We start from the raw sequence: 26,902 nt of genomic DNA, 5'->3' as shown, positions 1-26,902 counted from the left end.
GGCTCTCGCGCTGCACCTTGCCCGGATGGTTGTGCCTCGCCCCGCCTCCAGGCACCCGCCAGGAACCGTCAATTCCCGCCCAAGAGCCTCACTCGCGCCGCAGCTCGTGCGCCAGCTCCTCCAGCTCCGCCCCGCCCGCCATGAGCGCCGTCAGCTCCTGCGGGGTGATGTCGGCCTTGGCGTACTCGCCCATGCCGGCGCCCCGGTTGAGCAGCAGGAACCGGTCGCCCACCGGGTGGGCGTGGTGCGGGTTGTGGGTGATGAAGACCACGGCGAGCCCCCGGTCGCGGGCGCGGGCGATGTAACGCAGCACCACCCCGGCCTGCTTGACGCCGAGCGCCGAGGTGGGCTCGTCGAGGATGAGCACGCGGGCGCCGAAGTGCACGGCCCGCGCGATCGCCACCGACTGCCGCTCCCCGCCGGACAGCGTGCCGACCGGCTGGTCCACGTCGCGGATGTCGATGCCCATGGCCCGCAGCTCCTCGCGGGCCACCCGGCGGGCCCGCGCCACGTCGAAGGCGAGGCCCTTGCGCGGCTCGGAGCCGAGGAAGAAGTTGCGCCACACCGACATCAGCGGGATCATCGCCAGATCCTGGTAGACGGTGGCGATGCCGCGGTCGAGCGCGTCGCGCGGGCTCGACAGCCGCACCTCCTCGCCGTCCACGAGCAGCGCCCCCGTGTCGTGCTGGTGCACGCCGGACAGGATCTTGATGAGCGTCGACTTGCCGGCGCCGTTGTCGCCGAGCACGCACAACACCTCCCCGGCCGCCACGCCCATCGACACCTCGCGCAGCGCCAGCACCGAGCCGAACCTCTTGCCGATGCCGCGAGTCTCCAGGATCAATGCCGCACCTCCTCGGCGTAGCGGCGCACCAGCCGGTTGGCCAGCGTGGCCAGCAGCAGCATCGCGCCCAGGAAGAACTTGAACCAGTCGGCGTCCCAGCCGAGGAAGACGATGCCCTTGTCGGCCATGCCGAAGATGACCGCGCCGATGGCGGCGCCGACGGCGGAGCCGTACCCGCCGGTCAGCAGGCAGCCGCCGATGACCGCCGCGATGATGTAGATGAACTCCTGGCCGATGCCGATGTTGGCCTGGACCGAGGTGTAGCGCAGCGCCAGGATCGAGCCGACCAGCCAGGCGGCGAACGCCGTCGTCATGAACAGCGCGATCTTCGTCCGCGCGGCCGGCACGCCGACCGCCCGCGCGGCCCGCTCGTCGCCGCCCACCGCGAAGATCCAGTTGCCCGCCCGGGAGCGCATGAGCACCCACGTCGCCACGGCCGTCACCAGCAGCCACCACAGGATCGCCACCCGGAAGGAGGTGCCGCCGAGGTCGATGGTGCCGGCCAGCAGGGCGCTGGCGCCGTCGTACCCGTCGGCCCTGCGCAGCCCGCCGACCTGGACGGTCCCGGTGATGGCCTTGGTCACGCCGAGGTTGACGCCCTGGAGCATGAGGAACGTGCCGAGCGTGACGATGAAGCTGGGCAGCCGGGTGCGGGTCACGATCAGCCCGTTGACGAACCCGACGGCCAGCGCCACCGCCAGCCCGGCCAGCATGGCGAGCCACACGTTGAGCCCGAACCGGGTGGCCAGCGTGACCAGGATGAGCCCGCTGGTGCCGGTCAGCACGCCCGCCGACAGGTCGAACTCGCCGCCGATCATGAGCAGCGCGACCGCGACCGCCATGATGCCGAGCGTGGCGGCCGGGTCGAGCCAGTTCGCGACGCCGGCCGGCGAGCGGAACACCGGCGACTGGGCGGCGAAGAACGCGAACACCAGCACCGCGCCGACCACCGCGCCCAGCTCGGGCCGGATGAGCAGGCGGCGGGCCAGGCCGACGCGGGCGATCCGCTCGTCGGCGGCCGGCACCGTCCCTGGCGCCGTCCCTGGCACCGTCCCCGGGCTCATCTGGTGCCCGCCTCCGCCAGCTTGGCGACCTGGTCGGCGTTGTCCTTGGTGACGAAGCCCGGCCCGGTGTTGACCGGCAGGCCGCCGCCCACGGTGTTGAGGTTGGTGGTGTAGAGGTGCAGGAACGTGATGGGCAGGTAGCCCTGGAGGTACTGCTGCTGGTCCACGGCGAACAGGACCTCGCCGGCCTTGATCGCGTCCACCACGTCGGCCGACAGGTCGAAGGTGGCCACCTTGGCGGTCGATGCCGAGTCCCTGACGGCGTCCCTGGCGGCCACGGCGATCGCCGGGTTGAGCGCCAGCACGCCGTTGACCTGCTTGTCCGACTGGAGCTTGGCGGTGACCTTGGACGTCACGTCGGCCAGGTTGCCGATGTCCACCTGGAGCCGTTCGACGGTGCCGCCGAGGGTCTCCTCGGCGCCCTTGCAGCGCTGGTCGAGGCCGACGTTGCCGGCCTCGTGGATGACGCACAGCAGCTTGGTGACGCCGGCCGCCTTGAGCTGCTCGCCCGCGCCGCGCCCGGCCACGTCCTCGGACTGCCCGACGTGGGTGAGCGCGCCGAACGCCTTGGAGGAGTCGGCCCCCGAGTTGATCGTCACCACCGGGATCTTCGCGGAGACGGCCTTGCCGATCGACTCCTTCAGCGCGTCGGGGTTGGCCATGGAGACCACGATGCCGTCCACCTTCTCGGCGACGGCCTGGTCGATGAGCTGGGACTGCTTGGCGGGGTCGCCGTCGCCCTGGTAGGTGACGGTGACGCCGTACTGCTCGCCGGCGGCCTCGGCGCCGTTCTTGACCACGTCCCAGAAGGCGTCGCCGGCGCCGCCGTGGGTGATGACGGCGTACTTGCCGCCGCTCGCGGCCGGGGATCCGGCCGCCGGAGCGCTGCTCTGCGCGCTCTGCCCGTCCGGGGACGAGCAGCCCGTGAGGGCGAGGGCTCCTAACAGTGCCAGCACGATCGGGGTACGTCTCACAGGACACCTCCAAGACCAACAGGCTTGGCCCGGTTCTACCTCAGTGTCAACGTGTTGTATAGACAATAGGACAGACGTACTTGCAGAACGGAAGACTACGTTCCCTATAATGCGAGCATGACCAGCGCACCCATGAGCGGCCGCAAGGCACAGGCCGCGCGGAACGACGAGCTGATCCTCCAGGCGGCGCGGGCGGTCTTCACCGCTGACCCCGGCGCCCCCATCGCGGCCGTCGCCGAGAAGGCGGGCGTCGGCATCAGCGCGCTCTACCGCCGCTATCCCAGCAAGGAGGCCCTGCTGCAGAAACTGTGCGGCGACGGGCTCAAACTCTACATCGAGGTCACCGAGCGGGCGCTGGCCGAGGAGGGCGACCCGTGGGAGGCGTTCGCCGGCTACCTGCGCGGCATCGTCGACGCCGACACCAACTCGCTGACGATCAGGCTGGCCGGGACGTTCCAGCCGACGGAGGAGCTGGGCCGCGACGCGATGCGGGCGGGGGCGCTGGCCACCGAGATCCACCGGCGCACGGTGGAGGCGGGCGTGCTGCGCCCCGACCTCACCACCGCCGACATCGCGCTGCTGCTGGAGCAGATCGCCTCCATCCGGGTGGGCGACGAGCGGCGGATCTCCGAGCTGCGCCACCGCTATCTCACCCTGATGATGGACGCGCTGCGCCTGCCGCCGGCCCGCCGCGAGCTGCCCGGCCCGGCGGCGACGGACGAGGAGCTGTCGTCCCGCTGGTGGACCGGCTCCTGACGTCAGACCTCGGCGGCGAGGTGGCGGGCCAGCGCGACCGTACGCCGGGCGCGGGCCAGCACCGGCGCGTCCACGAACCGGCCGTCCGGCAGCGCCACCGCGCCGAGCCCTTCCCGCCCGGCCCGCTCGGCCGCCTCGACGATCTCCTCGGCCCTCGCGACCTCCTCCTCCCCCGGCCGGAAGGCCCGCCGGATCACCGGGATCTGCCGGGGGTGGATCGCGGTCCGGCCGAACAATCCCATCGCGCGCCCGGCCCGGCAGGAGGCGGCGAGCCCGTCCTCGTCCCTGACGTCGGGATATACCGACATCGGCACCGGCGGCAGCCCGGCCGCCGCCGCGGCGAGCACCGCCTGGAGCCGCAGGTGGTTCATGGCGGCCTCGTCGGTGATCGACAGCTCGGCGGCGAGGTCCTGCTCGCCGAGCGCGATCCCGGCCACGGCCGGATGCGCGGCGACGGCCGCCGCGCGCAGGATCCCGGCCGCCGACTCCAGCAGCGGGTACGCCCGCCCGTCCCCAATCCCGTCGAGCACGGCGGGATCCTCGACCTTCGGCAGCCGTACGCCGTCGGCCAGGTCGCCGACCGCCTCCAGGTCCGCCCGGCCGCGCGCCGTGGTGAGGTCGTTGACCCGGACGTGCACGGCGGCGCCGGCCGCGGGCCGCTCGCGCAGGTAGGCGACGGCGTTGGCGCGGGCCTCGTCCTTGCGGGTGGGCACGACCGCGTCCTCCAGGTCGATGATGACCACGTCGGCCCCGGACGCGGCCGCCTTGGCGAACCGCTCGGGCCGGTCTCCAGGGACGTACAGCCAGGTCACCGGCGGGATCACGCGATCACCCCGGCCTCGCGCAGCTCGGCCAGGCGCTCGCGGGAGTAGTCGAGCTCGCCCAGCACCTCGTCGGTGTCCCTGCCGAGCGGACGCCCCGGCCAGCGGATCTCGCCGGGGGTGTCCGACAGGCGGAACATGACGTTCTGCATCGTGACGGTGCCCAGCTCCTCGTCGGGCAGTTCGACGAACGTGCCGAGCGCCTCGTACTGCGGGTCCCGCGCGATGTCGGTGACGTCGTAGATGGGCGCGACCGCGGCCTGCGCCTCCTCGAAGCGGGCGACGACCTCGGCGGCGTCGCGCTCGGCGATCCAGGAGGCGACGGCCTCGTCCAGCTCGTCCACGTGCTGGACGCGGCCCTGCCCGGTGGCGAACCACGGCTGCTCGACCAGGTCGGGCCGGCCGACGAGGGTGACCACCCGCTCGGCGATCGGCTGGGCGCTGGTGGAGATCGCCAGCCAGCGGCCGTCGCGGGTGCGGTAGGTGTTGCGGGGGGCGTTGCTGCTGGAGCGGTTGCCGGTGCGCCGCGGCACCACGCCGAGCGCCTTGTACGCGGTCATCTGCGGCCCCAGCAGGCCCATGATCGGCTCGATGATGGCCAGGTCGATCACCTGGCCGCGCCCGGTGCGCTCGCGGGCGTGCAGGGCCAGCATGATCGCGTACGACATGGCGAGGCCCGCGATGCCGTCGGCGAGGGCGAGGGGCGGCAGCGTGGGCGGGCCGTCGGGCTGGCCGGTCATGGCCGCGAAGCCGCTCATCGCCTCGGCCAGCGTGCCGAACCCGGGCTGCCGCGCCATCGGCCCCTGCTGCCCGAACCCGGTCATCCTGGCCACGATCAGCCGGGGGTTGAGCTTGAGCAGGTCCTCGGGGTCGAGGTCCCAGCGTTCGAGCGTGCCGGGGCGGAAGTTCTCGATCAGCACGTCGGAGCGCTCGCACAGGCGGCGCAGGATCTCCTGGCCCTCGGCGCGCGACAGGTCGACGGCGGCGGTGCGCTTGTTGCGCGCGAGCGTCTTCCACCACAGGCCGACGCCGCCGGCCGACGCGCCGTGGCCGCGCGACGGGTCGCCGCGCCGGGGGTGCTCGATCTTGATCACGTCGGCGCCGAAGTCGCCGAGCATCATCGCGGCGGAGGGACCGGCGAACAGCGTCGCCGCGTCGATGACCCGCAGGTCGCCGAGGGATGTCATGTTTGTAAGTTATAAGAAATATGTCATAGGTCAATCCGACGCGAACGTACGGGACACTGGACGACATGTCAGCGCTGGAGCCGCGGCCCCCTGTCAGCAAGGCCGAATACGTCTACAACACGCTGCTCGACGACATCCGCAACGCGCGCATCCCCGGCGGGACCGCGCTGCGGGCCGGCGAGGTGGCCAAACGGCTCGGCGTGTCCGTCACGCCGGTGCGCGAGGCGCTGCGCAGGCTGGAGAAGGACCGCCTCATCAGGTATGAGGCGCACCACGGGGCGACCGTGGTGGACCTCGGCGAGGAGGCGCTGGCGGAATACTACGGTCTGCGCGCGGTCGTCGAAGGGCTCGGCGCCCGGCTCGCCGCCGCCCGCGTCACGGCCGAGGAACTGGCCGAGCTGCGCGAGCTGCACGCCGCCATGGTCGAGGACGCCGCGCGCGGCCGGGGCGACCGCCTGGGCGAGCAGAGCCTCCGCTTCCACCTGCGGATCGTGGACATCGGCGGGCCGGCGTTCCTGGGCGCGCACGCGCGGGCGGTGCGCAACAGCGTCCCCGTGCCGGCGGAGGCGTCGCTGTGGCTGGCGCGGGACCAGGTCCAGGCCCAGCTCGACGCGCACGAGGCCATCCTGGCGGCCCTCGCGTCGGGCGACGGCGACGCGGCCGAGCGCGTCATGATCGAGCACGTCCGGCACGCGGGCGCCTTCCGCGCCCGGACCACCTGACCCGCCCGGGAGCGCGGGCCCCGGATCCCCGTCTCACGCGAGGTCGCGGCGGCGCAGGCCGTACCGGCCGAGGAGGAAGAGCAGGGCGGCGAGCACGGTCAGCACGGCCGTGGCGACCGGGGCGAACGCGCCCAAGGGGTGCCAGGGCAGATGGGACAGGACGGAAGTGCCGGTCAGCCAGGCGGGCACGCCCGCGTACGGGCCGAAGACCTGGACGAGAGCGCTGTAGAGGAACACGGCCCAGGCGGCGGCCATGGCGCGCGGGGCGAGCCCGAACAGCGCGGCCGGGACGGCGAGCAGGACCAGCACCTCGGGCAGGCGGAGCAGGCCGGCCCCGACGACCTCGGCCACCAGGCTCGGTTCCCCGGTGGAGACGGCGGCGCCGAGGCCGAGCCCCGCGCCGTACACCGTGAGCAGGGCGACCACGCCGATCCCCGTGACCAGGAGGGACGCGGCGAACCAGGCCGACCGGCCCACCGGCCCCGCCAGCACGGGCCCCACGAGGCCGCGAGCCTCCTCGGCGCGCAGCCGGGAGACCGACAGCAGCGCGAACACGGCGGTGCAGAGGGATCCGGTGAACACCATGAGGCTCAGCCAGCCGCGCACCACGTCCGCTCCGGCGGGGAAGATGTCCAGGTCGATGCCCACCATGCCGCCGGCCATACCCCCCATCGCCAGGCCGGCGGCGAGCAGCGCGGCCGCCCACCAGCCGATGGCCGGCTGTTGCAGCCGCCAGGCCAGGGTGAACGGGGAGCGCAGCCACGACGGGCCGGTGGCCCGGCCGGGACGGGCGGCGAACAGGGCGGCACCGAGGTCGCGGCGGCCGGCCAGGTGGTAGGCGCCGGCGACGAGCAGCGCGGCGAGCAGCACGGACAGGCCGAGCGGCCACCAGCGATCGCCGGCCAGCACCCGGGTCTGCTGCGACCAGCCGATCGGGGACAGCCAGAACAGCGGCCCGCCTTCCTGGTCCTGCAACGCTCCGGCGCCGCGCGTGATCCAGGAGGCGAACAGCGCCGCGCCGGCGATCCCCGCGGCGGTCCTGGGCTGCTCGGTGAGCTGCGCGGTGACGGCGGTGGCCGCGGCGAACGCCAGCCCGGCCGCGGCGAGGGAGGCGCCGAACAGCAGCGCGCCCGCCGCGGGGAACCCGACGCCGATCGCCGCGGCGGCGACCAGGACGGCGAGGGCGGCGTCGGCCGCCACGGCGACGACCAGGGCGGCGGTGAGCTGAGCGTGGCGGCCGACGACGGCGGCCCTGACGAGCTCGGCCCGCCCGGTCCGCTCCTCGGCCCGGGTGTGCCGGGTGACGAGCAGGATGTTCATCAACGCGGCGGCGAGCAGGAACTCCACCCAGTAGGCGGCCAGGAAGTAGCTCTGTGAGGTGACGACCCGCTCGCCGAAGACGGGCCCGGCGAGCACGCGCATGAACGACGCCTTGATCATCTGTGCGGCCTCCGCCCTGGCCTCCGGCGTCGGCGCGACGATGGTGGCGGCGGCGTAGTGGAAGCGCGGGACCATGACCGTGATGGCGATCAGCCAGAGGGGCGACTTGATGCGGTCCCGGCGCAGCGCCAGCCGGACCAGGGTGGCGGTGCCGGTCAGGTGGCCGCCGGTGGGATGGGACCCTGTGGGATGGGACGCGGTGGGATGGTGTGCCGGGGACGTGGTGCTGGTCATGCCGCCCTCCCGGTCTTCCGGGCGCCGTAGTGGCGGAGCATGAGCTCCTCCAGCGTCGGCGGATGGCTGACCAGCGAGCGGATGCCGAACGTGGTCAGATGCCGGACGGCGGCGTCCAGGTGCTCGCTGTCCACGCTGAAGCGCACGCCCTGCCGCTCGGTGGTCGCGTCGTGCACGCCGGGCAGCCGGTCGAGGCCGGTGACGGGGGCGTCGGTCGCGGCCACGATCGTCGTACGGGTCAGGTGCCGCAGCCGCTCCAGCGTTCCGGACTCCACGGCCCTGCCGGAGCGGATGATGGTGACACGGTCGGCGAGGTTCTCCACCTGGGCCAGGATGTGGCTGGACAGCAGGATCGTGTGTCCGGCCGCCTTGGCCTCGGCGACGACCTGTTGGAAGACCACCTCCATCAGCGGGTCCAGCCCGCTGGTCGGCTCGTCCAGGATCAGCAGCTCCGCCTCGGCGGCGAACGCGGAGACCAGGGCGACCTTCTGCCGGTTGCCCTTGGAGTAGGTGCGGGCCTTCTTCTTCGGGTCCAGCTCGAACCGCTCGATCAGCTCGTTCCTGCGCTTGACGTCGAGCCCGCCGCGCAGCCGGCCGAGCACGTCGATGCTCTCGCCTCCGGTCAGGTTCGGCCACAGCTCGACGTCGCCCGGCACGTACGCCAGCCGCCGGTGCAGCGGCACGGCGTCGGCCCACGGGTCGCCGCCCAGCAGCCGGGCGGTGCCGGAGGTGGCCCTGACCAGGCCGAGCAGGATCCGGAGGGTGGTGCTCTTGCCTGCTCCGTTCGGGCCGAGGAAGCCGTGCACCTCTCCGGGGTGCACCGTCAGGTCGAGACCGTCCAGGGCGCGGGCCGGGCCATATGCCTTGACCAGCCCGGACACGACGACGGCAGGGGTCATGAGGGCCTCCTGAGGAGGTGGTGGGTGAGCGAGGGGACGCGGCCGGCGCGGGTCACGGGCGCGAACCCGTCACAGCGGCGTCGAACTCGCGGTCCGACAGCGACCTGTTGAGGTTCAGCAGGGCTTCGGCCTGCCAGCCGACCACGTAGCGGGTCTGCGGCCGGTCCGACTCGACGGCCCGCAGGATCGTGGTCGCGACGACGCGCGGGTCAGAGGCGGGACTGTTCCGGTCGCTCATGGCCGTCTCCGCGGCCTGGGCCATGGTCTCGGCCATCTCGCCATAGGCCCCATTTCCAGAAATTTCCCGTAATTGGCGGGCGGAGCCGGCTTCGAAGTCCGTCCTGATGATGCCCGGCTGGATGACGACGACCTCGATGCCGAACTGCGCGGTCTCCATGCGCAGCGTGTCGGAGAACGCCTCCTGGGCGTGCTTGGAGGCGTAGTACCAGGCGCCGAGCGGCAGCGCGATCTCGCCGCCGATCGACGAGACGTTCACGATCGTGCCCGACCGCTGCTGCCGCAGGTGTGGCAGGACGAGCTGGATCAGGCGGGCCGGCCCGAACACGTTCACCTCGAACAGCTCCCGCGCCATCGTGAGCGGCGTGTCCTCGACCGCGCCGTGCACGACCGCTCCGGCGTTGTTCACCAGCACGTCGATGCGGCCGTGCGCGTCCAGGATCGTACGCACGACGCGCCGCAGGTCGTCCTCCTCGGTCACGTCCATGGCCAGGGCGTGGCCTCCCGCCTCGCGCAGCGCGCCCATGAGATGCACCCGCCGCGCGGCGCCGTAGACGATGTGGCCGGCGTGCAGGAGCTCCAGCGCGGTCGCGTGACCGATGCCGGACGAGGCACCCGTCACCAGGCAGATCTTGACTGACATAGCTCTCCTCGTTCGCGTCTTCCTTCGTTCGCGCACGGCGAGAAGTTAGGGACGGCATCGAGGATCCGGCAAGGCGTGAACAGCGTCGCCCCAGCTCAGAGCGGTGCAGGTGGTGTAATGACGATGTCGGCAAATGCAACACCCGCACACGGCTGACGCGACCAGGTGGTCCTCGCGGCATACTGGGGCCATCCGCGACGACGGACGTGCCAGGAGACCGCATGCCGAAAGGCCACTTGTCGTACGAGGACCGCCGCACGATCGCCGAAGGGCTGCTGAACGGGCTGTCGTACGCGGAGATCGCGCGCCGCCTGGGCCGGCCGCGCTCGACGGTCGGCCGCGAGATCGCGCGCAACGGCGGCCCGCACGGCTACCGCGCGGCTCACGCTCAGCGAGCGGCCGAATGGCGCGCCCGCCGCCGGCTGCCCCCGCCTCCCAGAACGCCGGCCGACAGGCCCGACCCGGAGTCGGTACGCGAGTTCGAGGAGCTGCTCACCGCGCGGCTCAGCGGCATGCCGACGATGGCGGCCAGGGTGCTGGCCTGCCTGTTCACGAGCGACACCGGCGACCTGACCGCCGCCGACCTCACGGAGCGGCTCCGCGTCAGCCCGGCGTCGATCTCCAAGGGCGTCGGCTATCTGGAGCTGATCGGGCTCGTCAAACGCGAGCGCGACCACCGGCGCGAGCGGTACGTCATCGACGACGAGGTCTGGTACCACGCCTGGCAGGTCGGCACCCAGTCGATGATGATGTGGGCCGAGACCGTCCGCGTGGGCATCGGCCTGCTCGGCGACGACACCCCGGCAGGCATCCGCCTCCAGACCGCGAGCCGCTTCTTCGAGCTCCTCAGCGCCGACATGGCCCTGGCCGCGGAGCACTACCGGCAGACCTTCTCCGGCAACCGCGACACCGCGGCCGGGCGGCCTCTGGACACCGCCGCCGAGCGGCCTTCGGACACCGCCGCCGGGCGGCCTTCGGACACCGCCGCCGAGCGGCCTCTGGGCACTGCGCCGGGCGCGTCGCCGCCTCCCCCGCGCCCGGTATCGTCGGGGCCATGATCAAGGGGGTTCTGTTCGACCTGGACGGCACGTTGCTGGACCACCGGGCGGCCGCCGACGCCGCGATCGCGGAGTGGCTCGCGGCGCGTTTCCCCGGCCATCCGCGCCCGGCCGAGGCGGCCGCGTTGTGGGCCGCGCTGGAGGGCCCGTACCTCGCGCGCTGGCAGGCGGGCGAGTGCACGGTGCAGGAGCAGCGCCACCTGCGCCTGCGCGCCCTGTGCCGGGAGCTCGACGTGCCCGAGCCCGGGCCGGACGGCATCGACGCGGCCTACGCCGACTTCGCCGCCCGCTACCGGCGGAGCTGGACCGCCTTCCCTGACGCGGCGGCGGCGGTGGCCGCGCTGGCCGGGCCCTCGGGGCCGGCGCTCGGCGTGCTGACCAACGGCACGCAGCCGATGCAGGAGGCGAAGGTCCGCGCGATCGGCCTGGCCGGCCCGCTGCGTACGGTGCTGACCGGCGAGGTGCTGGACGGGCACTTCAAACCGTCGCCGGCCGCCTACACCGGCGCCGCCGCGGCCCTCGGGCTGGCGCCGGAGGAGGTGCTGCTGGTGGGCGACGACGTCGTGAGGGACGTGACGGCCCCGGCGGTCACCGGCATGCGCTCGGCCTGGCTCGACCGGCTCGGCGTGGAGCAGGCGCCGGCCGGCTTCCCGCGCATCACCACGCTGGCCGCCCTGCCGGCCCTCGTCGCGTCGCTCCGCTGAAAGTCAGGAGGTGGCGCGGCGCAGGCGGCCGCTCACCTCGGCCAGGGCGGAGCCGGCCAGGTCGAAGCCGCCGACATGCGCCAGGTAGTCGCCCTTGACCAGGGGGTCGCCCAGATAGACGCCGCCCGCCTGCCGCACCAGCAGCGCCCCGGCGGCGACGTCCCAGGGACTGGACCAGGTGCCGTAGGTGGCGTCGGACCAGCCGGCCGCGACGTGCGCCAGGTTGAGCGCCGCGCTGCCCGGCCGCCGGATGGTGGCGAACGAGCGCAGGAGCCGCCCGTAGCGCAGCAGCGCCTCCTCCCCCTCGGCGTCGAGGTCGCTCGGCTGCGGGTAGGAGCACAGCAGCACGGCCTCGCGGTCGCCGGTCGCGCCGCGGCTGCGGATCGGGGCGCCGTTGCACCAGGCGCCCTCGGTGCTCGCGGTGAACGCGTCGTCGCGTACCGGGTCGTAGACCACGCCCGCCACCAGCTCGCCGTGCACGGCGGCGGCGATGGAGACGCAGAAGAAGGGCAGGCCGGCGGCGAAGTTGGCGGTGCCGTCGATCGGGTCGACGTACCAGACGAGGTCGCCGGAGCCGGTGGCCCCGCCCTCCTCGCCGACGACGGCGCTGCCGGGGGCGCGCGCCTCGATGACCGCGCGGATCGCCTCCTCGGCGGCGCGGTCGTGCTCGGTGACGGGGTCGTGGAAGTCGCGTTTGGTGTCCACCTCGGGCCGGGACCGGAACGCCTCGCGCAGCCGGGGGCCGACGGACCTGGCCGCCTCGGCGGCGGTGTCGAGCAACTCTGTCGCATCCATCGTCCCCACCCTAACGCGCCGATCGTTTGTCATGACATTCTGACCTCGGTTAAGCTGATCAGCATGACCGCGAATCTGGCGATCGACCTGGATCGATCCAGCCCCGTGCCGCTCTATTTCCAGGTGGCCGAGCAGATCGCCGAGGCCATCCGGCGAGGCGACCTGCCTCCTGGCTCGCGGCTGGACAACGAGATCCTGCTGGCCGACCGGCTCGGCCTGTCGCGCCCCACGATCCGCCAGGCGATCCAATACCTCGTGGACAAGGGCCTGCTGGTCCGCAAGCGGGGCGTCGGCACGCAGGTGGTGCACGGCCAGGTCAAGCGCTCGGTCGAGCTGACCAGCCTCTACGACGACCTGCGCCGCGCCGGCCAGGAGCCGGCCACGCAGGTGCTGGCGCTGGAGCCGCGCACGGCCGAGGAGGACGTCGCCGCCGTGCTCGGCGTCGAGCCCGGCACGGACATCCTCTACCTGGAGCGGCTGCGCTTCGCGGCGAACGAGCCGCTGGCCGTGCTGCACAACTGGCTGCCGCTGGGCCTCGCCCCGCTCACCCGCGCCGACCTGCAGACCCGCGGCCTGTACGAGCTGCTGCGCGGCGCGGGCGTACGCATGCGGGTGGCCAACCAGCGCATCGGCGCCCGCGCCGCCTCCCAGGCCGAGGCGCGGCTGCTGGCCGAGCGCCGCGGCGCCCCGCTGCTCACCATGGTCCGCACCACCTACGACGACCAGGGCAGGGCGGTCGAGCACGGCTCGCACGTCTACCGCGCCTCGCACTACTCCCTGGAGGTCACGCTCATCGAGCGGTGAATCGAGCGGTGAGCCGTGCCCCGCGTCATCCCCCGGCCGGCAGGTGGCGGCGGACGATCACCAGGGCGACGTCGTCCTCCCGCGCGCCGAAGGTGTCGATGAGCCGGCCGGCCGCCTCGTCCATGTCGTCGCCGATCTCCTCGGCGGCCCGCCGGGCGATCTCCAGGCTGTCGTCGAGATACTTGTCGCGGTCCTCCACGAGCCCGTCGGTGAACATCAGCACCGCCCCGCCCGGCGGCACCACGACCCGGTCGATCCGGTAGACCTCCTCGGCGACGCCGAGAAGCAGGTTGCCGAAGCGCTCGTGGTAGCGGGCCCCGCCGTCGCCGTCGAGCAGCAGTGGCGGGATGTGGCCGGCGTTGGCGATCTGCGCCTCGCCGGTCGCCGGATCGAGCAGCATGAGGCACACGGTCGCGGTCATCCGCGGGTGGTAACGGCGCAGCACGTCGTTGAGCAGCGACAGCGACTGGTCGAGCTCCACCTTGCCGATGAGCGAGGCGCGCAGCGCGTGGCGCAGCTCCGCCATCACGGTGGCGGCCAGCAGCGAGTGCCCCTGGACGTCGCCGACCGCGACCAGGACCTGCCCGCCGAGCTCCAGCACCTCGTAGAAGTCGCCGCCCACCTCGACGTTGTCCACGGCCGGCTGGTAGCGCCAGACGATGTCGAGCCCCTGCACCTGGGGGACGCGCGAGGGCAGCAGGCTGCGCTGCAGGGTCAGGGCGATCGCGTGCTCCTCGGCGTAGGCGCGCAGCGCCTCCACCGCCAGCGCCACGGCCTGGCCGAGCTGGCGCAGCATGCTCAGCTCGTCCTGGTCCAGCTCGGGGTCCGGCTCCACGCCGAGCAGGACGGGCGGCCGGTCGCGTTTGGTGCGCGACAGCACGGCCGTGATGTCGAGCCGGGACGGGGTGTCGGGCGCGATCCCCGACCAGTAGTCGTGCGGGATGATGAGGAACTCGGTGCCGGCCCGCTGACCGAGGGCCCGCTCGCCGAGGAACTGCAGCACGGGCGGCTGGACCGTCCTGAACGTGGGGGTCCCCTCCGGCGGCAGCGCGGTCAGCCTGCGAGTACGCCCGTCGGGCGCGAGAGCCACCACCCCGGCCCTGCGCCCCAGGATGCGGCTGGTGCCGGAGACGGCGGTCGACAGCAGCTCGTCGAAGGTCTGGGCGGCGTTCATGGCCAGCGTGAGGTCGGTGAGCGCGCCGAGGCGGGCGGCCAGGCGCTCGGCCCGCTGCCGCGCCCGGTGATAGCGCAGGGCCGCCTCCACGGTGGCGACGAACTCGTCCGGCTCGACCGGCTCGGCCAGGTAGCCGTCGGCGCCCCGGTGCAGGCCGAGCGCCCGGTCGGCGGCGGTGATGGCCGCGCCGGAGATCTGGATCACGGGGATCGAGGAGGTCGCGGGGTCGCTCTTGATACGCTCGCACACCTCGTAGCCGGAGATGTCCGGCAGCCGGACGTCGAGCACGACCAGGTCGGGATGGAGCTCGGCGATGCGCTGCAGCGCCTCCAGGCCGCCGGTGGCCTCGACCACGGCGTACCCGGCCCGGCGCAGCCAGCTCGACAGGATGTAGAGCTTGGTCGGGGTGTCGTCGACGACGAGGATCGTCGCCTCCGGCGGCGTCGCGTCACTCATCACGGCTCCCCAATGCCTGGCGGATGGCGTTCAGCAGCACGTCCCTGCGCAGCCCCTGCTTGCCGAGCACGGCCTCGGCCCGCTCGGGGCGCCGGTGCGCCTGCGCCAGCGTGACGATGATCACGGGGACGTTCCTCAGCCGTTCGTCGTCGGCCATGCGCTGCAGGACGGCCGTGCCGTCGAGGCCGGGCATGAGCAGGTCCAGCAGGGCCAGGTCGGGCGGCGCCGCGACCATCGCGGCGAGCGCGGCGGCGCCGTCGGGCGCCTCGTCGATGTGCGCGGCGAACCCGGTGAGCATGCGCCGCACCCCGGCGCGGAAGTTCTCGTCGTCGTCGGCGACGAGGATCCGCTGGGCGACGGGCACGTCGTGCGACTCGTACGGCAGCCGCAGCACCGCCGTGGTGCCCTCCCCCGGCGTGCTGGCCAGGGTCAACGTGCCGCCCATCGCCTCGGCCAGCCGCCGCGCGTACGCCAGGCCCAGTCCGGTGCCCTTGGCCCGGGTCTGCGCCGGCCCCGGCACCTGGTAGAACTCCTCGAAGACCCGTTCCAGGTGCTCGGCGGGGATGCCGATGCCCGTGTCGGCGACGGTGAAGACCGTCTCGCCGGCGGCCGGGTCGTGGGCCACCTCCAGCACGACCTCACCCTCCTGGGTGAACTTGAGGCTGTTGGCCAGCAGGTTGCGCAGGATCCTGGTGAGCATCGCCTCGTCGGCCGGCATGGTGAACGGTGGCGGCGGGACGACGACGCGCAGCGTGACCCGGTCGGTGCTCTGCGCCGGGCCCACCGTCATGCGCAGCCGTTCGGCCAGGGCGACGAGGTCGACGGTGGTGACCTGCGGGTCGAGCCGCCCCGATTCGGCCTTGCCGATGTCGAGCAGCTCGCTGACCAGGGCCAGCAGGGTCTCGGCCGAGGAGCCGATCAGCTCGACCTGCCGCACCTGCTCCTCGCCCAGCGGATCCCCGCCGGGGCCGGTCAGCAGCCGGACCAGGCCGATGATCGAGTTGAGCGGCGTGCGCAGCTCGTGGCTGACCGTGGCCCAGAACCGGTTCTTGGCGTCGCTGGCCTCACGCAGCTGCATCGACTTCTCGTCCAGCTCGGCGTAGAGGGCGACGACGCCGCGGTTGGTCTCCTCCAGCTCGGCGGAGAGCTGGTTGTACAGCGCCATGACCCCCTGGTTGGTCTCCTCCAGCTCGGCGTTGAGCTGGCGGACCGCCTCCAGGGTCGAGGCGAGCTCGTGGTTCTGCTGGCGCAGCTCGTCCAGCGCGCTGGCCGGCGCCATGGCGTTGACCTTGGCCCGGATCTGCGCGACCGGCAGCGCGGACGCGCTCGCCGGCAGCCGCTTGCGCAGGACCACCCGGCCGCGCTCGCCGGCGTCGACCACGTCCATGAGCCGCCCGGCCATGGTCACGCCGTCGGCCACGTGGCGGGCGGCGGCGTCGGGGAAGCTCACCTCCATCACGAGGTCGTCGAGGTCGAGGGCGAAGGCGACGACCATGCCGGCCGCGCCCTCGATGACGATCTCCCTGCCCAGCTCGCTGAGCGCGGTCGCCACCCGGATCTGGTCCTGCTGGGACATGCCGAGCGCGGCGGCGACCTCGCGGCCCACCTGGCGCATGGCGAAGACGTCCTGCTCGCCGGCGACGGTGACCGTGGTCAGCGGGGCCGCCCTCACGGCGCCCTCCTCATGGAGCCGTCCCCACGGCGAGCACGGCGGCGTCGTCCCTGCGCGTGCCGGCGTCCCGCAGCAGGGTGGCGGCCACGACGACCGGGGAACGGGAGGCCAGGCCGGGGAAGGAGACCGGGTCCCACCGGTCGGAGAGCCCGTCCGAGTGCATGACGAGCACGCTGTGCGGCGGGACGGCGTACTCGTACTCGCGCAGGCGGCTGCGCTGGTGCCCGGCGATGCCCGGCACGGAGATCATGCCCTGCCGGCCCTCGGCGTGCACGATCCAGCCCGAGACGTTGCCGAGCCCGGCGTAGCGGACCACCCTCCGCTCGCGGTCCAGCCGGGCGACGGCCACGGCGCCTCCCCTGGTGCCCGTGAGCGCCCTGTGGATGCGCTCCAGCAGCTCCAGCAGCGGGAGCTGGTGCTGCTGCTCGAAGACCCGCACCGCCTCGCGGGAGGCGGCGGCCGCGGCGGGGCCGTGGCCGAGGCCGTCGCACATCAGGCCGATCGCCGTGCCGCCGCCCTCCACGTACGCGAAGGCGTCGCCCGAGACGACCTCCTCCCCGATGGGGCGGGTCAGCCCGCTCACCCGGGAGTCGGGGACCGGCGCGTCGGCGGCGGTGAAGCACATGGTCACCACCGTGCCACGTCCGGGCAGGGAATAGACCTCGTGGGCCGAAGCCATCCTGGCGATCCCGCCGAGGCCGACGCCGAGCGTGCCCGCGGTGGAGTAGCCGTCCCGCACGGCGCTGCCCACGTCGCGCATGCCCGGCCCCTTGTCCAGCGCGATCACCTCGACGGCGGCCGCCGCCTCGGGATGGGCCCGGATCAGCATCGTGCCCTCGACCGCGTGCTTGACCAGGTTGGAGGCCGCCTCGCTGACGGCGACGGCCACTCGCCCGCGGTCCTGCTCGTCGAAGCCGCACGCCTCGGCCAGCGTCGTCGCGGCCCGGCGGGCCGCCCCGATGGCGCTGGCGTCCTCGATGCGCACCCAGGACTCGTCCCCGGAGCGGATCATCTCGCCCACTTGATCACTGTGACCCGCGTCCCTTCGCCGGTTTTGGACTCCAGGTCGAACTCGTCCACCAACCGGCGTGACCCGCTCAGCCCCAGGCCGAGGCCGCCGCCCGTGGACCAGCCGTCGGTCAGGGCCAGGTCCAGGTCGGGGATGCCGGGGCCCTCGTCGGTGAAATCCAGGCGCAGGCCGTCGCGTACGCCGTTGTTGACGACCTCGATCCGCACCCGGCCGCCGCCGGCGTACATCAGGGCGTTGCGGGCGAGCTCGCTGGCCGCGGTGACCACCTTGGTCTGGTCGACCAGCGACAGGCCGACCTGCTGGGCGCTGTTGCGCACCTGCTGGCGCACGATGACCACGTCGCTGTTGCCCGCGATGGGGAGCTCTAGAACGGACGTCACTCCGGCACCGCTGCCGAATCGGCTCCGTCGCGGTCCTTGAGCATCGCGACACCCTTCTCCAGGTTGAGCGCGGTGCGGACGCCGCCGAGCGACAGGCCGAGCTCGACCAGCGTGATCGCCACCGCGGGCCGCATGCCCACGACGATGGTCTCCGCGTCCAGCATCCGCGAGATCGACGCGATGGTCGAGAGCATGCGCCCGATGAAGGAGTCGACGATCTCCACGGCGGTGATGTCGATGATCACGCCGCGGGCCCGGCTCTCGACGATCGCGTCCGCCAGGTCCTCCTGCAGCATGAGCACGCTCTGGTCCTGCAGGTCGATCTGGATCGAGACGATGAGGAGGTCGCCGAGCTTGAGAACGGGAACACGTTCCATCAGGCCCGCTCCAGCCCGACGACGACGTGCTTGTCGGCCCGCTGCGTCACCTGCACCCCGCTCTTGCGCAGCGCGTAGGCGAGGGCGTCGGCCAGCGAGGACTTGGTGACGATGTCGCCGAACTCGATGCCGAGGGTGACGATGGTGTGCGCGATCTGGGGGCGGATGCCGGAGATGACGCACTCGGCGCCCATGAGCCGGGCCGCCACCACGGCCTTGAGCAGGTGCTGCGCCACCTGGGTGTCGACGGCCGGCACGCCGGTGATGTCGATCACGGCGTGCTCGGAGCCGGTCTCCACCAGGCCCTGGAGCAGCTTCTCCATGACCACCTGCGTACGGGCCGAGTCGAGCGTGCCGACCAGCGGCACCGCGAGGATGCCGTCCCACAGCTTGACCACCGGCGTGGACAGCTCCAGGAGCTGCTCGGCCTGGTCGGTGATGATCTTCTCCCGGGCGCTGACGAAGGTCTCGAACGTGAACAGGCCCAGGTCGTCGATGTGCCGGGACAGCCAGATGTAGCCGCGCAGGGCCGTGACGTCGTCCTCCGCCTCGATCAGCCCGTACACCGCCTCCTTGAGGCTGAACACCACGGCGGCGGTCTCCGCCGGCGTGAAGCCCTCCCTGGCCTGCTTCCGTGACAGGTCGGCGAGCAGGCCGCGCAGGTCGGAGGAGTCCCCTCGCTCGCCGATGAACTGCATCAGGGCCTGGTAGAGCTCGCGCAGCCGCCCGGCCAGCACGCTGCGGTCGGCCCTGCCACCGACGGTGGCGCCCGCGAGGTCGATCCAGCGCTTGAGGACGGTCTCCTCCTGCGCCCGCAGGAGTTCCTCCATGCGGAGCTGGCCGGCGTCGCCGTGTGCTGTCAAGTTGTGCTCCCGAAGATGGGGTGTTTTGTCGTGAATCGACACGAAGGCTACCCGGCTTTTCGCTCTGCCTCTATGCGTTCCCGTCGGCGGCCCGCCTGGAAGCCGGTGTTTCGCAAGCAGTGATCAAGTGGCATGCAAACCACTTTGCCTAGAAAACACGAGGAAGGTCGGAGAACAGGAAGAACGGGGAAAGACAGTGAGCTCCATAACGTGGCTGCCGCTGACGATCGCAGGTGTGACGATGCTCATCACGGCCGGGGTCTGGGTGCCCATCGCCGTCGCCGCGCGGGGCGGGCGGCGGCTGCTCGCCACCGGCGTCCCCGCGCAGGCCGTCGTCGAGTCCGTGACCGACACCGGCATGTCGGTCAACGAACGGCCGGTGGCGCGCTTCGTGCTCACCGTACGCGGCGCGGACGGCGAGGTCTACCGGGTCACGCACCGGCAGTCGCTGCCGCGCATCCCCATGGGGATCCTCGCGCCCGGCGCGGTGCTGCCGGTCAGGGTGGACCGGCAGCGGCGCGAGCGCGTACGGATCGACTGGGCGGCCTGGCAGCCCGCACCCGGCGCGTTCCCGGCCCCCTACCCCTACAACGTGCCCCGGTAGCCCCCGTCAGACCCGTTCCAGCTCGATGACCACCACCGAGGCGGGCTGGAGCGCCGGCGCGGGCAGCCCCAGCTCGGCCAGCGCCGCCCCCGGCAGGCGTACCGGCTCGTTCGCCCAGAACGGCATGAGCGCGGAGCCGGGCACCGGCCCGGCCACGCGCACCTCGTAGCGGGCGGCCGGGTCCAGGCCCGGCAGCCGCAGCGGCGCGGGGGCCGACTCCGGCCGTGAGCTCAACTGCGCGTAGCCGAACACCGCCCGCTCCGGCAGCACCACCCCGTGCAGCAGCGCCGACGGGTCCGGATGGTCGGCGCGGACCACCCGCCCGGCGTGCAGCACCGGCCGCAGCCGCTTGTGCAGCGCGATCCAGACGGCCAGCTCCTCCAGCTCCGCCTCACTCGCCGAGGTGAGGTCCCACTCCACGCCCATGTGCCCGAACAGCGCGGTGCCCGCGCGGAAGGCCAGCGGCAGCGACCGGCCGGTGATGTGGTCGCGCGGCGCGCCGACGTGCGCGCCCATGCGGTCCGGCGGCACCAGCAGCCCGGTCCAGCGCTGGATGGCCTGCCGGTCGAGCGCGTCGTTGCTGTCGGAGGTCCACACCCGGTCGGTACGGGCCAGCACCCCGTAGTCGACGCGGGCGCCGCCCGACGAGCACGACTCGATCTCCAGCCCCGGATGGCGGGCACGCAGCTCGTCCAGCAGGCGGTAGGCCGCGAGGGTCTGCGCGTGCACGCCGGGCACCCCGTCGTGGACGGGCTCGGCGATGTCGCGGTTGTGGTCCCACTTGATGTAGTCGAGGGCGTACTCGGTGATCAGCGCGTCGAACCGCTCCAGCAGGTACGCGTACGCCTCGGGCCGGGCCAGGTCGAGCGTCTGCTGGTTGCGGTGCGGCGGCGGCAGGCGCTCAGCCTGGCCGAGCACCCAGTCGGGATGGGCGCGGGCCAGGTCGGAGTCGGGGTTGACCATCTCCGGCTCGAACCACAGGCCGAACTGCATGCCGAGCCCGCGCACCCGCTCGGCCAGCGGGTGCAGGCCGCGGGGCCAGACGCCCTCGTCGACGTACCAGTCGCCGAGGCCGGCCCGGTCGTGGCGGCGGTGGCGGAACCAGCCGTCGTCGAGCACGAACCGCTCGATCCCGGCCGCCGCGGCCCGGTCGGCCAGCTCCAGCAGCCGGTCCAGGCCGTGGTCGAAGTAGGTCGCCTCCCAGTTGTTGAGCGTGACCGGCCGGACCGGCAGCGGCCGGGCGGCGCGCAGGTGGTCGTGCAGCCGGGCGCTCGCGGCGTCCAGGCCCTCCCTCGACCAGGTGAAGTAGACGAGCGGCGTGCTGTAGCTCTCGCCCGGCCGCAGGACGATCTCGCCGGGCTCGGGCAGCTCGCCCGCGCCCAGCAGCGCCGCCCCCTCCTGCAGGCGCTCGGCGTAGTGGACGTGGTCGCCGCTCCAGCCGGCGTGCACCGCCCACACCTCGCCGGAGCGGAAGCCGAAGCCCGCGGTGCCCGCCACGAGCAGGCCGGTCGCGTCGTGCCCGGTCCGGCCGCGCCGGTTCTCCCTGCTCCACACGCCGTGCGCGAACGCCCGCCGCTGCGGCACCTTCTCCAGCGCCCAGCGCCCGGTGAAGTCCAGCAGCTCGCCGGCCCGCGCCGGGATCGGCAGCGCGCACACCAGCCCCGCCAGCCGGTACGGCGAGGCCGCCGTGTTCGTCACCGTGTGCCGCAGCGTCACCACGCCGTGGGCGTCCATGCCCAGCTCGCTCACCAGCGCCAGGCCCGCCCGCTCGTCGGCGGCGGTGATCGTCACCGTGCCGCCCCTGCCCGGCTCCGCCGAGACGTCCGTGCCGCCCAGGGTCCAGCGCACCGGCCAGTGCTCGCCGTCGCGCGAGCCGGCCAGGCCGGGGCGGCCGTACCAGCCGTCGCCCTGGGCGGGCAGCAGCGGCGGCGCCGTCACCAGGGACGCCAGCAGGGGAAGCAGTTCGGCCCCGTCGTCCGTGCCGGGCGCGGCGCCGAAGTGGCGGACGCGGGGCAGGCCGGGGCCGGAGGCGTCGAGCAGGAGGGCGACATCCGCGGCGGACAGCATCAGGAAGGACAAGCCGGGCTCCTTACGCAACAGGCACAGGGGGTGTGACGCGCGGAAAGACGCTATCGAACCCGGCCCCGCCGGGGCGAGGGAAGGCCCCTCCGGCGGGCGGTCGCCGGAGGGGCCTCGATCAGGGCAGGGACGGCGTTCAGACGGAGATCCGCCCGGCGCCCGCGCCCGCGGTCACGATGGACTTGACGTTGCAGGGGGTGTCCAGCGTGTAGGAGTAGGGGATGGAGGCGACGCTGCCGCCGGCCTGGCCGCTGCCGGAGTTGACGAAGCAGTTGTTGCGCGCCACCAGGTTGCCCGGGTCGGAGTCGCCCTCGCCCCGGTGGTACGGGTCGTCGGTGTTCTCGAAGTAGTTGCCCTCGACCAGCACGCCCGCCTCCTGTGTGGAGGCCACGCCGTAGCTGCCGATGTTGCCGTAGAAGTTGTTGTAGACGTGCACCGGGTTGCCGAAGCGCACCCGCGGGTGGCGCTGGTTGGTGCCGTCGAACCAGTTGTGGTGGTAGGTCACCCGCAGGTGGCCGCGGTCCTCCGAGCCGTTGCCGTCGTCGTGGCCGAGCAGCATCGTCTTGTCGTGGGAGCTGACCCTGTTCCAGGAGACGGTGACGTAGTCGCTGGCCCGCTTGACGTCGACCGCGCCGTCGTAGCCGTTGCTGAAGCTGTTGTGGTCGATCCACACCCGGGTCGAGTACTGGACGTTGATGGCGTCGTCGTTCCAGTTCCTGAAGGTGAGGTTACGGACGATCACGTTGGACGCCTGGGAGATGTTGAGCCCGCAGCCCGAGATGACGGCGCCGGAGTTGCCGATGATCGTCTTGTTGGAGCCGACCTTCAGCATGCCCGAGCAGGAGATCGTGCCGGAGACCCGGATCACCCCCGAGCCGCTCGCGGACAGGGCGCTGGTCAGGGCCGAGGCGGAGGTGACGGTGGTCGGGCTCGTGCCGCCGCCGCCCGTGGTGCCGCCGCCCTGCGTGGCCCAGCCGACCAGGCCGTTCGGGGTGCCGCCGCCGGGGGGCGGCGTGGTGGGCGTGGCCGTCGGGGTCGGGCCGGTGGTGCCGCCGCTCGTGGGCGCCAGCCTCCACTGCTTGGTGGCCACCGCGTCGCAGGAGTTCACCTGCACCAGCGCCCCGGAGGAGGTGGAGTTGTCCTTGGTGTTGAGGCACTTGCCGCCGTTGGCGTTGGCGATCCTGACGGTGCCGCCGGACTCTGTCACCGTCCAGGTCTGGGACGAGCCGCCGGTGCAGCTCTCCTGCTGCACGGCCTTGCCCGCGGAGGTGCTCGCGCCCTCGACGCCCGCGCACTTGCCGCTGTGCACGGCCTTGACCGTGTAGCCGGAACCACTGGCGGCCAGGTTCCAGACCTGGCCGGAGCCGCCGCAGCCGCTCTGGCTGAGCTGCACGCCGTCGGACGAGCCGGCGCCCGGCACGGTGAGGCAGAGGCCGCTCGCGTCGTTCACGAGCGTGTACGCTCCGGGCGCCGGAGCGGCGGCCGCCGCCGAGGCCATGACGACGCCGGTCACCGCGGAGGCGGTGAGGGTGACGACGCCCGCGAGGACCGCGCCCGTCCTGCCGATGGATGTGTGTCGCACGATTCTGCTCCTTGCTGGCCCTAGCAGACCCGTCAGGTCCGCGAATGGTGCCCCCCCAGCGAGCATCCGTTCACATACGTGATCTACGTACGCGAGAGCGAACACGCCACAACATAGGTAAGCGCTTTCCGACTGTCAATCGTCACTGAAACTTTCATCACAACGGCTTGTCGAGATCAGTGATCCTCATCGTGACCTGCTGTGACTCCGTTCCGCACGCCGGCCGTGACCCTTCGTGCGGTGGCCAGCCCCTCCGGCGATCGTTTAGGTTAGGCTCGCCTAATTTTGTTGGAGGAGTCGGGGATGAGCTCGCCGTTTCACATGTTCCACGTCCAGGTAGACCGGCTTGAGCGGCTGAGCCCGTCGTTCCTGCGGGTCACGTTCACCGGGGACGACCTCGGCCATTTCGCCGACAACGGCTACGACCAGCGGATCAAGCTCGTGCTGCCGCTGCCCGGCTGCGGGCTGTCGTACCTGCCGTCCGGGCCGGACTGGTACCAGCAGTGGCGGCAGCTCGACGACACCAGGCGCAACCCGATCCGCACCTACACCGCGCGCCAGGTGCGGGCGGACGTCCGGGAGCTGGACGTGGACGTCGTCATGCACCCCGACGGCGGGCCGGTCGCCCAGTGGGCGGAGCGGGTCCAGCCCGGCGACGAGGTCGCGATCCTCGGGCCCGACGCCCGCTTCGACGGGGTGCACGGCGGGCTGGAGTTCCGGCTGCCCGCCGGCAGCACCACCGTGCTGCTCGCCGGCGACGAGACCGCCGTGCCCGCCATCTGCTCCGTCCTGGAGCGCCTGCCCGCCGGGGTCACCGGCGAGGCCCTGATGGAGGTGCCCTTCGACGACGACGCCCTGCCCGTCGAGACCTCCTGCTCGGTGCGCGTCGGCTGGCTCGCCAGGAACGGCGGCGAGCGCGGCGCGCAGCTCATCCCCGCCGTCCAGGCGGCCGCCGGGCGGCTGCTGACGTCCCCCGGAGGCGGCTCGAACGGCTTCAGCGACGTGGACATCGACGCCGAGGAGCTGTGGGAGGTGCCGCAGGAGGACGCCGCCGACCCGATGTACGCGTGGCTGGCGGGCGAGGCGGGCGTGATCAAGACGCTGCGGCGTCACCTGGTGGGCGAGCGGGGGATGGACCGGCGGGCGGTCGCGTTCATGGGGTACTGGCGCGAGGGCCGCGCCGAGGGCGGCGGCTGACACCACCGACCGGCTCGCGGGTCAGTCCGAGGGCGGGGCGCAGGCCGTCGTCACGGTGTCGCGCTCCTGCTCGGTCGGGGGGCGTACCCAGGTGAGGCCCGGACCGCCGGCGGCGAGCAGGCCAGGCACGACCTCGCGCAGCACCTCCTCCGGCGTCGCGTCGGGCCGCTTCTCGCGCGTCTCCGCGTACAGGTCGAGCACCCGCCCCAGGTCCAGCATCAGCGTGTTGCGCCCGGACGCCTCGGCGTCGGTGACGGTGACGGTGACGAGCAGGGACGCGCCGTCCGCGAACCCCTCGACGCCGGCCGCGTCCGGCGGGCAGACGACCGCCTGTACGGCCTCGGCGAAGGCCGTACGGTCCATGCCGTCCACCTCGTCCGCCGGCCACTCGGCCCGCAGGTGCAGCACCCCGGGGCGCTCGGCGGCGGCGTACTCGGCCATCAGGCCCGCGACCGCGCCCTGCGGGTCGTGCAGGGCGGCCTCCTCCAGGGCGGCGAACCCCTCGGCGAGCAGCCGCAGCGAGATCAGCCGTGGCGGCGTGCCGTCCACCGCGAGCACGTCCCGCTCCCAGTCCGGCCGCAGCGCCTCGCCCGTGGCGTCGTACGCGCCCAGCCCCTCCACGAACGCGGCGTCCGCCTCCGGCTCCCGCTCCGGCCCTGCCTCCGGGCCGGTGGGGCGGTCACGGCGCAGCCACCAGACCAGGATCCCGATGACGATGGCGGCCGGCACCGCGACTGCGATCCACACGTTGTGCTCCCCCTCGTACCTACCGGGGCAGCAGCGTAATGTGAGCGATCACGTCAAAGGCGTGAATTTCACAAAAAGCCCCGACTGACCCGGCTGGAGGCGCACCGGTAGGTTGTGCCCGTGTCGATGATTCAGGTTCCAGAAGAGATCCCTCTGAAGCTGGAAGACGGGTTCGACCGCATCGGGCGCGAGCTGGCGCTGCCCGGCGGCTTCCCGCCCGCCGTGCTGGACGAGGCAGCGTGGGTGGCACAGGTGCCACGGCTCAGCGGCAAGGACCTCACCGACCTGCCGTTCGTCACCATCGACCCGCCCGGCTCCATGGACCTCGACCAGGCGCTCCACCTGGAACGGCTGCGCGCCGGCTACCGGGTCTGGTACGCCGTCGCCGACGTGGGCGCGTTCGTCCGCCCGGGCGGGATCATCGACGCCGAGGCCCGGGCCAGGGGCGAGACGGTGTACATGCCGCAGGGCAAGATCCCGCTGCACCCCAAGGTCCTGTCCGAGGACGCGGCCAGCCTGCTGCCCGGACTGCCGCGCCCGGCCGCGGTCTGGCGGATCGACCTCGACGCCGACGGCCGGACGATCGGCGCCGACGTGCAGCGCGCCCTGGTGCGCAGCCGCGAACGCCTTGACTACGCGTACGTGCAGGCCGCCGTCGACACCGGCACCGCCGACGGCGTGCTCGGGCTGCTGGCCGAGATCGGGCGGCTGCGGCTGGCGCTGGAACGCGAGCGCGGCGGCGTCACCCTGCCGACGCCCGAGCAGGAGGTCGTGCCCGCCGGCGACGGTTACCGGCTGGAGTACCGGGTGCCGCTGCCGGCCGAGGCGTGGAACGCGCAGATCTCGCTGATGACCGGCATGGCCGCGGCCGCGATGATGCTCGACGCCGAGATCGGCATCCTGCGCGTGCTGCCCGCCTCCCGGCCGGACGACCTGGCCAAGGTCCGCCTGGTGGCGGGGGCGCTGGGCGTGCCGTGGCCGGACGGCGCCGGCTACGGCGAGGTGGTGCACGGACTGAATCCGAAGAACCCGCGGCAGGCGGCGTTCCTGCACGAGTCCCGGGTGCTGCTGCGGGGCTCCGGCTACGAGGCGTTCGACGGGGCGCCGCCGAAGGAGGCGGGGCACGCGGCGGTCGCGGCGCCGTACGCGCACGTCACGGCCCCGCTGCGGCGGCTGGTCGACAGGTACGCGACCGAGGTGTGCCTGGCGGTCGCGGCCGGTGAGCCGGTGCCCGCCGACGTGCGGGCGGGGCTCGCCGGACTGCCGGAGCTGATGGCCGTGTCCGGGCGGCGGGCCTCGGCGGTGGACCGGGCGTGCGTGGACCTGGTGGAGGCGTTCCTGCTGCGGGGGCGGGTCGGGGAGACGTTCGAGGCGGTGGTGATCGACGTGGACGAGCGGCGCGGCGGCGGGCAGGTCCAGCTCGTCGAGCCCGCGGTGATCGCCCGCTGCGACGGCCCGCTGCCGCTCGGCGCGCAGGTCACGGTCCGCCTGACCAAGGCCGATCCGGCCACCCGCGAGGTCCGCTTCACCCTCGACGGCTCCCCGTGAGACGCGGCGGC

Annotated in this window: 26 protein-coding genes; 8 read left to right on the top strand and 18 right to left on the bottom strand. The window is 73.1% G+C overall.

Annotated elements, in window-relative coordinates; translation table 11 throughout:
• Nucleotides 1–88: 88 nt before the first annotated feature.
• The 3 genes from SMD20_RS05375 to SMD20_RS05365 are packed head-to-tail and all read right to left on the bottom strand — an operon-like array spanning nucleotide 89 to nucleotide 2,882.
• Nucleotides 89–844, bottom strand: a complete 756-nt coding sequence (locus SMD20_RS05375) for an ATP-binding cassette domain-containing protein (RefSeq protein ID WP_329575612.1) — start codon at nucleotides 842–844, stop codon at nucleotides 89–91.
• Nucleotides 841–1,908, bottom strand: coding sequence for an ABC transporter permease (locus tag SMD20_RS05370; RefSeq protein ID WP_329575610.1), 1,068 nt, complete (start codon nucleotides 1,906–1,908; stop codon nucleotides 841–843). The genes SMD20_RS05375 and SMD20_RS05370 overlap by 4 nt, the downstream gene beginning before the upstream one ends.
• Nucleotides 1,905–2,882 (bottom strand): sugar ABC transporter substrate-binding protein, encoded by a 978-nt coding sequence (locus tag SMD20_RS05365; RefSeq protein WP_329575607.1) that lies wholly within the window; start codon nucleotides 2,880–2,882, stop codon nucleotides 1,905–1,907. Before SMD20_RS05365 ends, SMD20_RS05370 begins: the two co-directional genes overlap by 4 nt.
• A 117-nt stretch (nucleotides 2,883–2,999) precedes the next feature.
• Here SMD20_RS05365 and SMD20_RS05360 point away from each other — a divergent pair, with 117 nt between their 5' ends.
• Nucleotides 3,000–3,638: a TetR/AcrR family transcriptional regulator gene (locus SMD20_RS05360; RefSeq protein WP_329575605.1), complete on the top strand. Its 639-nt coding sequence runs from the start codon at nucleotides 3,000–3,002 to the stop codon at nucleotides 3,636–3,638.
• 2 nt (nucleotides 3,639–3,640) lie between these two features.
• On the opposite strand, the gene SMD20_RS05355 is transcribed toward SMD20_RS05360, so the two are convergent.
• Together SMD20_RS05355 and SMD20_RS05350 are read right to left on the bottom strand one after the other, a co-directional pair.
• Nucleotides 3,641–4,462, bottom strand: coding sequence for an HpcH/HpaI aldolase/citrate lyase family protein (locus SMD20_RS05355; protein ID WP_329575603.1), 822 nt, complete (start codon nucleotides 4,460–4,462; stop codon nucleotides 3,641–3,643).
• Nucleotides 4,459–5,646 carry a CaiB/BaiF CoA transferase family protein gene (locus SMD20_RS05350; protein WP_329575600.1) on the bottom strand — a complete coding sequence of 396 codons (1,188 nt, stop codon included), beginning with the start codon at nucleotides 5,644–5,646 and terminating at the stop codon, nucleotides 4,459–4,461. The genes SMD20_RS05355 and SMD20_RS05350 overlap by 4 nt, the downstream gene beginning before the upstream one ends.
• Nucleotides 5,647–5,711: 65 nt before the next feature.
• Here SMD20_RS05350 and SMD20_RS05345 point away from each other — a divergent pair, with 65 nt between their 5' ends.
• Complete coding sequence (locus SMD20_RS05345) at nucleotides 5,712–6,368, top strand: GntR family transcriptional regulator (protein ID WP_329575597.1); 657 nt, start codon at nucleotides 5,712–5,714, stop codon at nucleotides 6,366–6,368.
• 33 nt (nucleotides 6,369–6,401) lie between these two features.
• Here the strand turns inward: SMD20_RS05345 and SMD20_RS05340 are convergent, their stop codons facing one another.
• Genes SMD20_RS05340 through SMD20_RS05330 form a run of 3 tightly spaced genes read right to left on the bottom strand, consistent with a single transcriptional unit; the run spans nucleotide 6,402 to nucleotide 9,821 of the window.
• A complete protein-coding gene (locus SMD20_RS05340) occupies nucleotides 6,402–8,042 on the bottom strand; it encodes an ABC transporter permease (protein ID WP_329575594.1) in 1,641 nt (546 codons plus the stop codon).
• On the bottom strand, nucleotides 8,039–8,941 hold the full coding sequence (locus tag SMD20_RS05335) for an ABC transporter ATP-binding protein (RefSeq protein ID WP_329575591.1): 903 nt from the start codon (nucleotides 8,939–8,941) through the stop codon (nucleotides 8,039–8,041). The genes SMD20_RS05340 and SMD20_RS05335 overlap by 4 nt, the downstream gene beginning before the upstream one ends.
• A gap of 52 nt (nucleotides 8,942–8,993) precedes the next feature.
• Complete coding sequence (locus tag SMD20_RS05330; protein WP_329575589.1) at nucleotides 8,994–9,821, bottom strand: oxidoreductase; 828 nt, start codon at nucleotides 9,819–9,821, stop codon at nucleotides 8,994–8,996.
• 221 nt (nucleotides 9,822–10,042) lie between these two features.
• On the opposite strand from SMD20_RS05330, the gene SMD20_RS05325 reads away from it, so the two are divergent.
• On the top strand, nucleotides 10,043–10,879 hold the full coding sequence (locus SMD20_RS05325) for a GbsR/MarR family transcriptional regulator (RefSeq protein WP_329575586.1): 837 nt from the start codon (nucleotides 10,043–10,045) through the stop codon (nucleotides 10,877–10,879).
• Nucleotides 10,876–11,583: an HAD family hydrolase gene (locus SMD20_RS05320; protein WP_329575583.1), complete on the top strand. Its 708-nt coding sequence runs from the start codon at nucleotides 10,876–10,878 to the stop codon at nucleotides 11,581–11,583. The genes SMD20_RS05325 and SMD20_RS05320 overlap by 4 nt, the downstream gene beginning before the upstream one ends.
• Before the next feature lie 3 nt (nucleotides 11,584–11,586).
• Here SMD20_RS05320 and SMD20_RS05315 read toward each other — a convergent pair whose 3' ends face one another.
• Complete coding sequence (locus SMD20_RS05315) at nucleotides 11,587–12,378, bottom strand: inositol monophosphatase family protein (RefSeq protein ID WP_329575580.1); 792 nt, start codon at nucleotides 12,376–12,378, stop codon at nucleotides 11,587–11,589.
• Nucleotides 12,379–12,441: 63 nt separating this feature from the next.
• On the opposite strand from SMD20_RS05315, the gene SMD20_RS05310 reads away from it, so the two are divergent.
• Nucleotides 12,442–13,182, top strand: a complete 741-nt coding sequence (locus SMD20_RS05310) for a GntR family transcriptional regulator (protein WP_329575577.1) — start codon at nucleotides 12,442–12,444, stop codon at nucleotides 13,180–13,182.
• Between the two features lie 25 nt (nucleotides 13,183–13,207).
• Here the strand turns inward: SMD20_RS05310 and SMD20_RS05305 are convergent, their stop codons facing one another.
• Genes SMD20_RS05305 through SMD20_RS05280 form a run of 6 tightly spaced genes read right to left on the bottom strand, consistent with a single transcriptional unit; the run spans nucleotide 13,208 to nucleotide 19,134 of the window.
• Nucleotides 13,208–14,812, bottom strand: coding sequence for a fused response regulator/phosphatase (locus tag SMD20_RS05305; protein WP_329575574.1), 1,605 nt, complete (start codon nucleotides 14,810–14,812; stop codon nucleotides 13,208–13,210).
• Nucleotides 14,805–16,484, bottom strand: a complete 1,680-nt coding sequence (locus tag SMD20_RS05300) for an ATP-binding response regulator (protein ID WP_329575571.1) — start codon at nucleotides 16,482–16,484, stop codon at nucleotides 14,805–14,807. The genes SMD20_RS05305 and SMD20_RS05300 overlap by 8 nt, the downstream gene beginning before the upstream one ends.
• A 10-nt stretch (nucleotides 16,485–16,494) precedes the next feature.
• Nucleotides 16,495–17,496 (bottom strand): ATP-binding protein, encoded by a 1,002-nt coding sequence (locus SMD20_RS05295; protein WP_329592438.1) that lies wholly within the window; start codon nucleotides 17,494–17,496, stop codon nucleotides 16,495–16,497.
• Nucleotides 17,493–17,894, bottom strand: coding sequence for an anti-sigma regulatory factor (locus SMD20_RS05290; protein WP_329575568.1), 402 nt, complete (start codon nucleotides 17,892–17,894; stop codon nucleotides 17,493–17,495). Before SMD20_RS05290 ends, SMD20_RS05295 begins: the two co-directional genes overlap by 4 nt.
• A complete protein-coding gene (locus tag SMD20_RS05285) occupies nucleotides 17,891–18,271 on the bottom strand; it encodes an STAS domain-containing protein (protein ID WP_329575564.1) in 381 nt (126 codons plus the stop codon). The genes SMD20_RS05290 and SMD20_RS05285 overlap by 4 nt, the downstream gene beginning before the upstream one ends.
• A complete protein-coding gene (locus tag SMD20_RS05280) occupies nucleotides 18,271–19,134 on the bottom strand; it encodes an STAS domain-containing protein (protein WP_329575562.1) in 864 nt (287 codons plus the stop codon). The genes SMD20_RS05285 and SMD20_RS05280 overlap by 1 nt, the downstream gene beginning before the upstream one ends.
• A 196-nt stretch (nucleotides 19,135–19,330) precedes the next feature.
• Between SMD20_RS05280 and SMD20_RS05275 the strand changes: the two genes are divergently transcribed.
• Entirely contained in the window at nucleotides 19,331–19,738 is a 408-nt protein-coding gene (locus tag SMD20_RS05275; RefSeq protein ID WP_329575560.1) for a DUF3592 domain-containing protein, read from the top strand.
• A 6-nt stretch (nucleotides 19,739–19,744) separates the two neighbouring features.
• On the opposite strand, the gene SMD20_RS05270 is transcribed toward SMD20_RS05275, so the two are convergent.
• Both SMD20_RS05270 and SMD20_RS05265 read right to left on the bottom strand, forming a co-directional pair.
• The gene (locus SMD20_RS05270) at nucleotides 19,745–21,805 is read right to left on the bottom strand and encodes an alpha-galactosidase (protein WP_442942586.1); all 2,061 of its coding nucleotides are present in this window, start codon (nucleotides 21,803–21,805) and stop codon (nucleotides 19,745–19,747) included.
• A 148-nt stretch (nucleotides 21,806–21,953) separates the two neighbouring features.
• Nucleotides 21,954–23,399 (bottom strand): pectate lyase family protein, encoded by a 1,446-nt coding sequence (locus SMD20_RS05265; protein WP_329575556.1) that lies wholly within the window; start codon nucleotides 23,397–23,399, stop codon nucleotides 21,954–21,956.
• A gap of 303 nt (nucleotides 23,400–23,702) precedes the next feature.
• Here SMD20_RS05265 and SMD20_RS05260 point away from each other — a divergent pair, with 303 nt between their 5' ends.
• On the top strand, nucleotides 23,703–24,596 hold the full coding sequence (locus SMD20_RS05260) for a siderophore-interacting protein (protein WP_329575553.1): 894 nt from the start codon (nucleotides 23,703–23,705) through the stop codon (nucleotides 24,594–24,596).
• 21 nt (nucleotides 24,597–24,617) lie between these two features.
• On the opposite strand, the gene SMD20_RS05255 is transcribed toward SMD20_RS05260, so the two are convergent.
• Nucleotides 24,618–25,343, bottom strand: a complete 726-nt coding sequence (locus SMD20_RS05255) for a hypothetical protein (RefSeq protein WP_329575551.1) — start codon at nucleotides 25,341–25,343, stop codon at nucleotides 24,618–24,620.
• A 126-nt stretch (nucleotides 25,344–25,469) separates the two neighbouring features.
• Here SMD20_RS05255 and SMD20_RS05250 point away from each other — a divergent pair, with 126 nt between their 5' ends.
• Nucleotides 25,470–26,891 carry an RNB domain-containing ribonuclease gene (locus SMD20_RS05250; RefSeq protein WP_329592436.1) on the top strand — a complete coding sequence of 474 codons (1,422 nt, stop codon included), beginning with the start codon at nucleotides 25,470–25,472 and terminating at the stop codon, nucleotides 26,889–26,891.
• The last annotated feature ends 11 nt before the right edge of the window (nucleotides 26,892–26,902 follow it).

Origin of the sequence: Nonomuraea sp. LP-02 (genome assembly GCF_036289125.1) — a bacterium.
Taxonomy (GTDB): Bacteria; Actinomycetota; Actinomycetes; order Streptosporangiales; family Streptosporangiaceae; genus Nonomuraea; species Nonomuraea bangladeshensis.
The sequence above is the reverse complement of the archived record's forward strand: the minus strand, read 5'-3'. Positions and strand labels throughout refer to the sequence as shown.

Coding starts and splice junctions, on each gene's coding strand:
- SMD20_RS05370 (WP_329575610.1), bottom strand. CDS start 1,908: ATGAGCCCGGGGACGGTGCCAGGGACGGCGCCAGGGACGGTGCCGGCC.
- SMD20_RS05360 (WP_329575605.1), top strand. CDS start 3,000: ATGACCAGCGCACCCATGAGCGGCCGCAAGGCACAGGCCGCGCGGAAC.
- SMD20_RS05350 (WP_329575600.1), bottom strand. CDS start 5,646: ATGACATCCCTCGGCGACCTGCGGGTCATCGACGCGGCGACGCTGTTC.
- SMD20_RS05345 (WP_329575597.1), top strand. CDS start 5,712: ATGTCAGCGCTGGAGCCGCGGCCCCCTGTCAGCAAGGCCGAATACGTC.
- SMD20_RS05340 (WP_329575594.1), bottom strand. CDS start 8,042: ATGACCAGCACCACGTCCCCGGCACACCATCCCACCGCGTCCCATCCC.
- SMD20_RS05335 (WP_329575591.1), bottom strand. CDS start 8,941: ATGACCCCTGCCGTCGTCGTGTCCGGGCTGGTCAAGGCATATGGCCCG.
- SMD20_RS05330 (WP_329575589.1), bottom strand. CDS start 9,821: ATGTCAGTCAAGATCTGCCTGGTGACGGGTGCCTCGTCCGGCATCGGT.
- SMD20_RS05325 (WP_329575586.1), top strand. CDS start 10,043: ATGCCGAAAGGCCACTTGTCGTACGAGGACCGCCGCACGATCGCCGAA.
- SMD20_RS05320 (WP_329575583.1), top strand. CDS start 10,876: ATGATCAAGGGGGTTCTGTTCGACCTGGACGGCACGTTGCTGGACCAC.
- SMD20_RS05315 (WP_329575580.1), bottom strand. CDS start 12,378: ATGGATGCGACAGAGTTGCTCGACACCGCCGCCGAGGCGGCCAGGTCC.
- SMD20_RS05310 (WP_329575577.1), top strand. CDS start 12,442: ATGACCGCGAATCTGGCGATCGACCTGGATCGATCCAGCCCCGTGCCG.
- SMD20_RS05305 (WP_329575574.1), bottom strand. CDS start 14,812: ATGAGTGACGCGACGCCGCCGGAGGCGACGATCCTCGTCGTCGACGAC.
- SMD20_RS05295 (WP_329592438.1), bottom strand. CDS start 17,496: ATGATCCGCTCCGGGGACGAGTCCTGGGTGCGCATCGAGGACGCCAGC.
- SMD20_RS05285 (WP_329575564.1), bottom strand. CDS start 18,271: ATGGAACGTGTTCCCGTTCTCAAGCTCGGCGACCTCCTCATCGTCTCG.
- SMD20_RS05270 (WP_442942586.1), bottom strand. CDS start 21,805: ATGCTGTCCGCCGCGGATGTCGCCCTCCTGCTCGACGCCTCCGGCCCC.
- SMD20_RS05260 (WP_329575553.1), top strand. CDS start 23,703: ATGAGCTCGCCGTTTCACATGTTCCACGTCCAGGTAGACCGGCTTGAG.
- SMD20_RS05250 (WP_329592436.1), top strand. CDS start 25,470: ATGATTCAGGTTCCAGAAGAGATCCCTCTGAAGCTGGAAGACGGGTTC.